This window comes from Streptomyces ossamyceticus (assembly GCF_001418475.1).
Classification (GTDB): domain Bacteria; phylum Actinomycetota; class Actinomycetes; order Streptomycetales; family Streptomycetaceae; genus Streptomyces; species Streptomyces ossamyceticus.
In genome coordinates this window covers 1-6,572 of the sequence record NZ_LIQX01000157.1, presented here as the reverse complement: position 1 = coordinate 6,572, position 6,572 = coordinate 1, and the positions used below count along the sequence as shown (strand labels likewise).

Annotated in this window: 6 protein-coding genes and 1 pseudogene; 3 read left to right on the top strand and 4 right to left on the bottom strand. The window is 70.8% G+C overall.

All coding sequences use genetic code 11. The annotated features are described in order from the left end of the window. Positions 1–991, bottom strand: a 991-nt coding sequence (locus AOK15_RS13335; RefSeq protein WP_055516205.1) for an acyl-CoA dehydrogenase family protein, incomplete at its 3' end; no start/stop codon positions are given. A 16-nt stretch (positions 992–1,007) separates the two neighbouring features. Next, on the bottom strand, positions 1,008–2,201 hold the full coding sequence (locus AOK15_RS13330) for an amidohydrolase family protein (protein WP_055516203.1): 1,194 nt from the start codon (positions 2,199–2,201) through the stop codon (positions 1,008–1,010). Between the two features lie 154 nt (positions 2,202–2,355). On the opposite strand from AOK15_RS13330, the gene AOK15_RS13325 reads away from it, so the two are divergent. Continuing rightward, complete coding sequence (locus AOK15_RS13325; protein WP_055516201.1) at positions 2,356–3,852, top strand: class I adenylate-forming enzyme family protein; 1,497 nt, start codon at positions 2,356–2,358, stop codon at positions 3,850–3,852. Positions 3,853–3,951: 99 nt separating this feature from the next. Here AOK15_RS13325 and AOK15_RS13320 read toward each other — a convergent pair whose 3' ends face one another. Together AOK15_RS13320 and AOK15_RS13315 are read right to left on the bottom strand one after the other, a co-directional pair. Continuing rightward, positions 3,952–4,464 (bottom strand): EF-hand domain-containing protein, encoded by a 513-nt coding sequence (locus AOK15_RS13320; protein WP_055516198.1) that lies wholly within the window; start codon positions 4,462–4,464, stop codon positions 3,952–3,954. 255 nt (positions 4,465–4,719) lie between these two features. Next, positions 4,720–5,124 carry an STAS domain-containing protein gene (locus AOK15_RS13315; protein WP_055516207.1) on the bottom strand — a complete coding sequence of 135 codons (405 nt, stop codon included), beginning with the start codon at positions 5,122–5,124 and terminating at the stop codon, positions 4,720–4,722. A gap of 548 nt (positions 5,125–5,672) precedes the next feature. Here AOK15_RS13315 and AOK15_RS13310 point away from each other — a divergent pair. Both AOK15_RS13310 and AOK15_RS13305 read left to right on the top strand, forming a co-directional pair. Then, positions 5,673–6,254: a sigma factor gene (locus tag AOK15_RS13310; protein WP_055516196.1), complete on the top strand. Its 582-nt coding sequence runs from the start codon at positions 5,673–5,675 to the stop codon at positions 6,252–6,254. Further along, positions 6,251–6,572: pseudogene (locus AOK15_RS13305) on the top strand (hypothetical protein); the annotation flags it as partial. The gene AOK15_RS13310 and the pseudogene AOK15_RS13305, both read left to right, overlap by 4 nt.

The following is a 6,572-nucleotide window of genomic DNA, read 5'->3' as shown; positions in this document are numbered from 1 at the left end:
GCACCTCCACCGCCGCGTCGTACAGCTCCTGCCGGACCCGCGAGTACCTCAGCTTGAACACCGAACCCCCCACCCCCGGCACCCCTCCGGAGGACTCCGCCTCGCTGACGTTCCACTGGGTGAGCCGCCACAGCGTCCGCAACTCCGCGTTCAGCCGCCCGAGCCGGCGTCGGACACCGGGGTCGTCCCACCGCCCGTTGGCCCGCGCCTCCTGCGCGACCTCCCCCAACACCCGTCGGCAGGCGACGACTTCGCCCACGAAGGCCGTGCCGCGCTCGAACGACAGGGTCACCATGGTCACGCGCCAGCCGTCGTTCTCCTCGCCGACCCGGTTCGCGACCGGGACGCGGACCTCGTCAAGGAACACCTCGGCGAACTCGGTGGATCCGGCGAGCGTGCGCAGCGGCCGTACCGTCACCCCCGGCGCGTCCATGGGCATGGCCAGCCAGGAGATGCCCCGGTGCTTGGGGGCGCCGGGATCGGTCCGCACCAGCAGCTCGCACCAGTCGGCGACCTCCGCGTGGGAGGTCCAGATCTTGGACCCGGTGATCACATAGTCGTCGCCGTCGCGGTACGCGCGCGTGCGCAGCGCCGCGAGGTCGGATCCGGCGTCCGGTTCGCTGAACCCCTGGCACCACACCTCCTCGCCGCGCAGCACGGGTGGCAGCCAGCGCGCCCGCTGCTCGGCGGTGCCCTCGGCGGCGATGGTGGGCCCCGCGTGCAGCAGTCCGACGAAGTTGGCGCCGACGTAGGGGGCGCCGGCCTTCTCGGTCTCCTCCAGGAAGATCAGCCGGACGGTCGGGGAGGCGTCCCAGTGGACGTGGGCGTACCCGGCGTCGTACAGCGTCCGCTGCCAGCCGAGGTCGTACGCGCGCCGCGCGGGCCAGTTGTCGGGGGACGGCTTCGGCGGCAGGGTGGGCAGGACCTTCGCGAGCCACTCCCGCAGCCCGGCCCGGAATTCCTCCTCCTCGGGGCTGTACGCGAGATCCATGACCGGGGGCCGCCCGTCACTTGTCGAGGTCGAGGTCGAGCATGCGGATCGCGTTGCCGCGCATGAGCTTGTAGACCGTCTCGTCGTCGAGGCCCTTCACATGGTCGAGGGCGACCTCCTTGGTGTGCGGGAAGGTCGAGTCGACGTGCGGGTAGTCGGTCTCGAAGGTCGCGTTGTCCCGTCCGACGACGTCCAGCGAGGCGACGCCGTGCTTGTCGCGGAAGAAGCAGCAGAACATCTGCCGGTAGTAGTACGTCGACGGCGGCTCGGGGATCAGGTCGCGGACGCCGCCCCAGGCGCGGTGCTCCTCCCACACGTCGTCGGCGCGTTCCAGGGCGTAGGGGATCCAGCCCATCTGGCCCTCGCTGTAGGCGAGTTTGAGGCGGGGGAAGCGGACCAGGACGCCGCTGAAGAGGAAGTCCATCATCGAGGCCATCGCGTTGTTGAAGGACAGCGAGGCCTGGACGGCGGGCGGGGCGTCGGGCGAGGCGGCCGGCATCTGGGAGCTGGACCCGATGTGCATGTTGACGACGGTGCCGGTGTCCTGGCAGACCGCGAAGAAGGGGTCCCAGTAGCCGGAGTGGATGGAGGGCAGTCCCAGGTGAGTGGGGATCTCGGAGAAGGTCACGGCCCGGACGCCGCGGGCGGCGTTGCGGCGGATCTCGGCGACGGCCAGGTCGATGTCCCACAGCGGGATCAGGCACAGCGGGATCAGCCGGCCGCCGCTGTCGCCGCACCACTCCTCGACCATCCAGTCGTTGTAGGCGCGCACGCAGGCCAGGGCGACCTCCTTGTCGTGCGCCTCGGCGAAGGTCTGCCCGCAGAAGCGGGGGAAGGAGGGGAAGCAGAGGGACGCCTCGACATGGTTGAGGTCCATGTCGGCCAGCCGGGCCTTGGGGTCCCAGCAGCCGCGCCGCATCTCCTCGCGGGTGATGCCCTCCAGGGTCATCTCGTCGCGGTCGAAGCCGACGGCCGCGATGTTGCGCTTGTACGGGAACTTCAGGTCCTCGTAGATCCACCAGTCGGTCGGCTGGCCCTCGGGGTCCATCGTGATCTGGTACTTCCCGGCGACATAGGCGAGCTCGCCGATCCCGGCGGTCAGCGGCTGGGGGCCGCGCTCCCGGTACTTCTGCGGCAGCCAGGTCTCGAAGAGGTGTGCGGGCTCGATCACATGGTCGTCGACGCTGATGATGCGGGGCAGTTCGGTCATGGATCCCCCACTCAGTTATCTGATGGACCGTCAGATCCTTGTCGAGCAGGTTAGTGGCACACCCCTGGACCGACAAGGCGCCCCGGCCTACGCTCTGCCCACCATCTGACAGCTCGTCAGCTTTATGGACGAGTCCTCCAGGCAGGGGGCCGCTGTGAACGAAACCGCCCACGCGCTCGGCACGTCCCGCACCCTGTGGGAACTCCTCGACCGCCGCGCCGCGCTCACCCCCGACCGGCCGGTCCTCCTCCAGGACGACCGCACCCTGAGCTTCGGCGAGCTGCGCTCCCGCGCCGAACGGGTGGCGGCGGGCCTGTACGACATGGGCGTACGCCCCGGCACGGTCGTCGCCTGGCAGCTGCCCACCCGTATCGAGACGGCCCTGCTGTCCTTCGCCCTGGCCCGCCTCGGCGCCGTGCAGTCACCGGTCATCCCCTTCTACCGGGATCGCGAGGTCGGCTTCGCGCTCCGGGAGTCGAAGGCGGAGTTCTTCGCGGTACCCGGCGAGTGGCGGGGGTTCGACCACGCCGGGATGGCGCGACGGCTGGGCGCCCGGGGGGTCTTCGAGGCGTACGAGGCCCTCCCGGACGGCGATCCTGCGGTCCTGCCCGCCGCGCCGGCCGACGGCACCTCGGTGCGCTGGATCTACTGGACCTCCGGCACCACCTCCGACCCGAAGGGCGTCCTCCACACGGACCGCTCCCTCATCGCGGGCGGCTCCTGCCTCGCCCACGCGCTCCGCCTGACCAGTGACGACGTGGGCTCGATCGCCTTCCCTTACGCGCACATCGGCGGCCCCGACTACATGGTGATGCTCCTGCTGTACGGGTTCCCGGCCGTGCTGTTCGAGCACTTCGCGCTGCCGGCCGCGCTGGACGGCTACCGCAAGCACGGGGTGACGGTCGCGGGCGGGTCGACGGCGTTCTACTCGATGTTCCTCACCGAGCAGCGCAAGCAACCGGGCGTCCCGGTCGTCCCCTCGCTGCGGCTGCTCGCGGGCGGTGGCGCGCCGAAGCCGCCCGAGCTGTACCACTCCGTCGTCAGGGAGATGGGCGTGCAGCTGACCCATGGGTACGGCATGACGGAGGTCCCGATGATCACGATGGGGGCGCCGGACGACTCGGCGGAGAACCTCGCGACCACCGAGGGGCGGCCGCCGGAGGGGATGGAGATACGGATCGTCGACGGCGAGGTGCGGTTGAAGGGGGAGGCCGTCTGCCGCGGTTATCTGGATCCGGAGCAGTCGGCGGCGGCGTTCGACGCGGACGGGTTCTTCGTCACGGGCGACCTGGGCCGGCTGACGGACAGCGGGCACCTGGTGCTGACCGGGCGGCTGAAGGACGTGATCATCCGCAAGGGCGAGAACATCTCCGCCAAGGAGATCGAGGACCTGCTGCACCGCCACCCGGCCGTGCGGGACGTGGCGGTGATCGGACTGCCGGACGCCGAACGCGGGGAACGGGTCTGCGCGGTCGTGGAACAGCCCCCCGAGGCCGAGCCGCTGACCCTGGCGACGGTGACGTCGTACCTGCGCGCGGAAGGACTCTCCGTCCACAAACTGCCGGAGCAGGTGGAGATCGTGGACGCCCTGCCGCGCAACGAGACCCTGCGGAAGGTCCTCAAGTACAGACTGCGCGAACGCTATGCGTGAACCGGCCGGAAGGGGCCACGAACCGAACGGGATCGGACCGGGCAGGACCAAGTAGGACCGGACGAGACCGACCTCGATCGGACGGGACCCCTTCGGTGATCACTCCGGCACGGTGAAGTAGCGGGCGAACGCGGTCACGACCTCCACCTCGTCGACCTTGCCGTCTGCGTTGGTGTCGAGGGAGGCGGCTGTGGCGGTGGCGATGTGCTCGGGCACGCCGAGGGCCTTGAGGATGCGGGCGGTCTCGTCGACCGTGGCCGAGCCGTCCCCGTCGGCGTCCGCGACGGCGAGGGCCGCGTGCAGGAAGGGGCGGGCGATCTCGGCGAACCGCTCCGGGTTGTCGCGCAGCCGCTTGACCGCGCCGTTCACGAACTCGTCGCGGGTGATGCGCTGGTCGCCGTCCCGGTCCGCTATCCCGGCCATGCCCTGCCAGAAGGCCTCCGCGCCGCCGTACAGGGACTGGCCCTTGTCCGAACGGGCGGGGGTGCCGAACTCGTTGAGCACCGCCTTGCTCGCCGCGATGAAGTCCTCGCGGTCGATCCAGCCGTTGCCGTCCTGGTCGAAGGTGGCGAACCGGGCGGCGATCCGGCGCTCGTACTCGCTGCTGACCATGTTCTTTCGGGCCCGCCTTACGTCGAGTGGAATGCTTGATCCATGCCTGTCGGTGTTCCTCGGACGGAGCGTACGACGTCCGTGGGCGGTACGGAGCGCGAAAGCGACGCTTGTACCAAGACTGCGGGAATTCCGGGACAACTGTGTGGCCCCCGGGACATCGGTGGGCGCGGGGAGGGCGGGCCGCTGATCGGGCCGGCGAGCAGGCCAGGGACCAGGCCGAACCAGGCCGGACCAGGCCGGTGGAGGCGGTGGTCAGGCCGAGAGGGCGTCGGTCTCGTCCTCGGGCTCCGGTGCCACCGCCGACATGACGTCCGGGTGGACGTCGAAGAGACGGCGGACGCCGAGGGCGGCCATGACGCGGTTGACGTGCGCGCCCTCCGTCGGGCCGCCGGCCCTGCCGTCGGGCGGGAGGATCAGCCTCAGCCGTCCCCGGCAGGATCGCATGAGGCGGCGGGTGGCGATGAGGACGCCCACCCCGCTGGAGTCGCAGAAGACGACGCCCGAGAGGTCGAGGACGAGACTGCGGCGACCGTCGGCCACCGCCTCGTGCACCCGCTGACGGAGCACCGGTGAGGTCACCAGATCCATCTCACCCGACACCCGTAGCACGGCCCACTCACCCTGCTCGCCGTCGGTCACTTTGAACTCCACCGCGATGCCTCTCAGTCGCCGAACCGGAAGCCAATACACCGCTTCCTGCTGCGCGGCTGCCCCGCCGTCGTTCCATGAAACACCCGTACTCCGCCGAAAGCGCGTGGCAACCGAGCCATTTCAGGGGCCTTTTCGGTGAGATTTACATCGAGTACGGTCGTTAGTGATCGAAAACCGATCAACAAGCGATTGAGATCGATACAAGTGCGGTTCCGAGTGGCCGTTTTCGCGCGGCGGAAACGGCGCGCGGGACCCCGGCGGACCGGTGGACGCCCATGTGGGCGGCCTGAACAGCGCAGCGGAGGAGGCCCCTACCACCTTCGGCGTCGCGAGGGGCGCACATTGCCATAAAGGGGCGTGCGCGGTCAGCGGTGCCGACTACATTCGAGAACCCGACGCACACAGGCTGGACACACCGGTGCGCACAGGCTGGACGCGGACTGGACGCCGGTGCACACGGGTGGGACTCAGTGCGGGACGACGGCTCGGCCATGGGCCGGCCGGAACGGCCCGCGACAGGAACGGCGCAGGCCAGAGCAGGGTGAGGGGGCCGTATGGCGACGCAGGACGCACCGCCCCGGTGGGACCTCAGGATGCGGCAGCGGCTGACGCGCGGCGAGGCGGCCGCGCTCGGTGAGCTGTACGACCGGTTCGCGTCGCTCGTGCACGGCCTCGCCCACCGCGTCCTGGACGACGAGCGGGCCGCCGACGGCATCACCCGCGAGGTGTTCGTCCGGATCTGGGAGGACCCCGAGGCGTACGACCCCAAGCAGGGGCCCCTGCGTTCCTGGCTCGCCGCGCTCACCCACCGGCTGGCCGTGCAGCGGCTGTGGGCCACCGAGACCGCCGCGCTCGAACGGGGCGGCGAGGGCAGCGCGGAGGAGTTGGAGCGCAAGGTCCACCACGCGTCGGTCGCCGCCCGCGCGGACTACATAGTGCAGGCCATGCCCTCGCCGTTGCGGTCCGCGCTCGAACTGGCGTACTTCCAGCGGCGCGACTACCGGCGGACCGCGGCCGACCTGGGCGTCACCGAGGACGAGGCCCGCCGCCGCCTCCGCCTCGGCCTCCAACTCCTCGCCACCGCCCACGACACCCGCCCCTCCGGCACCCCACCCGAACCCGGAGGTACGACGTGAACAACGCGACGAACGCCTCCGGCGCGCACGGGGAAGAGCCGGAGAACACGGAGACGACGGTGCCGGGACGGACGGAACGGAGGGCGGGCGAAGAGAACCGGGGAGCCGGGGACATCCGAGAGCCCGAGAGGACCGGGGAGGACCCGGAGGACCCGGAGCAGCCGGAGGGCGCCGAGGAGACATCGACGGCAGTGGGGGCAGCGGGCGCCGGCCGCATTGCGGCCGGCGGCACGGAGGCTGGGGGTGCCGAGGCCGACGGCACGAAGACGGGTGACGTTTCTGACGCGGAGGCCGGTGACGCGGAGGCCGGTGACGCGG

Excerpts from the sequence above, each read along its gene's own strand:
- AOK15_RS13310 (WP_055516196.1), top strand. The coding sequence starts at position 5,673 with ATGGCGACGCAGGACGCACCGCCCCGGTGGGACCTCAGGATGCGGCAG.
- AOK15_RS13320 (WP_055516198.1), bottom strand. The coding sequence starts at position 4,464 with ATGGTCAGCAGCGAGTACGAGCGCCGGATCGCCGCCCGGTTCGCCACC.
- AOK15_RS13330 (WP_055516203.1), bottom strand. The coding sequence starts at position 2,201 with ATGACCGAACTGCCCCGCATCATCAGCGTCGACGACCATGTGATCGAG.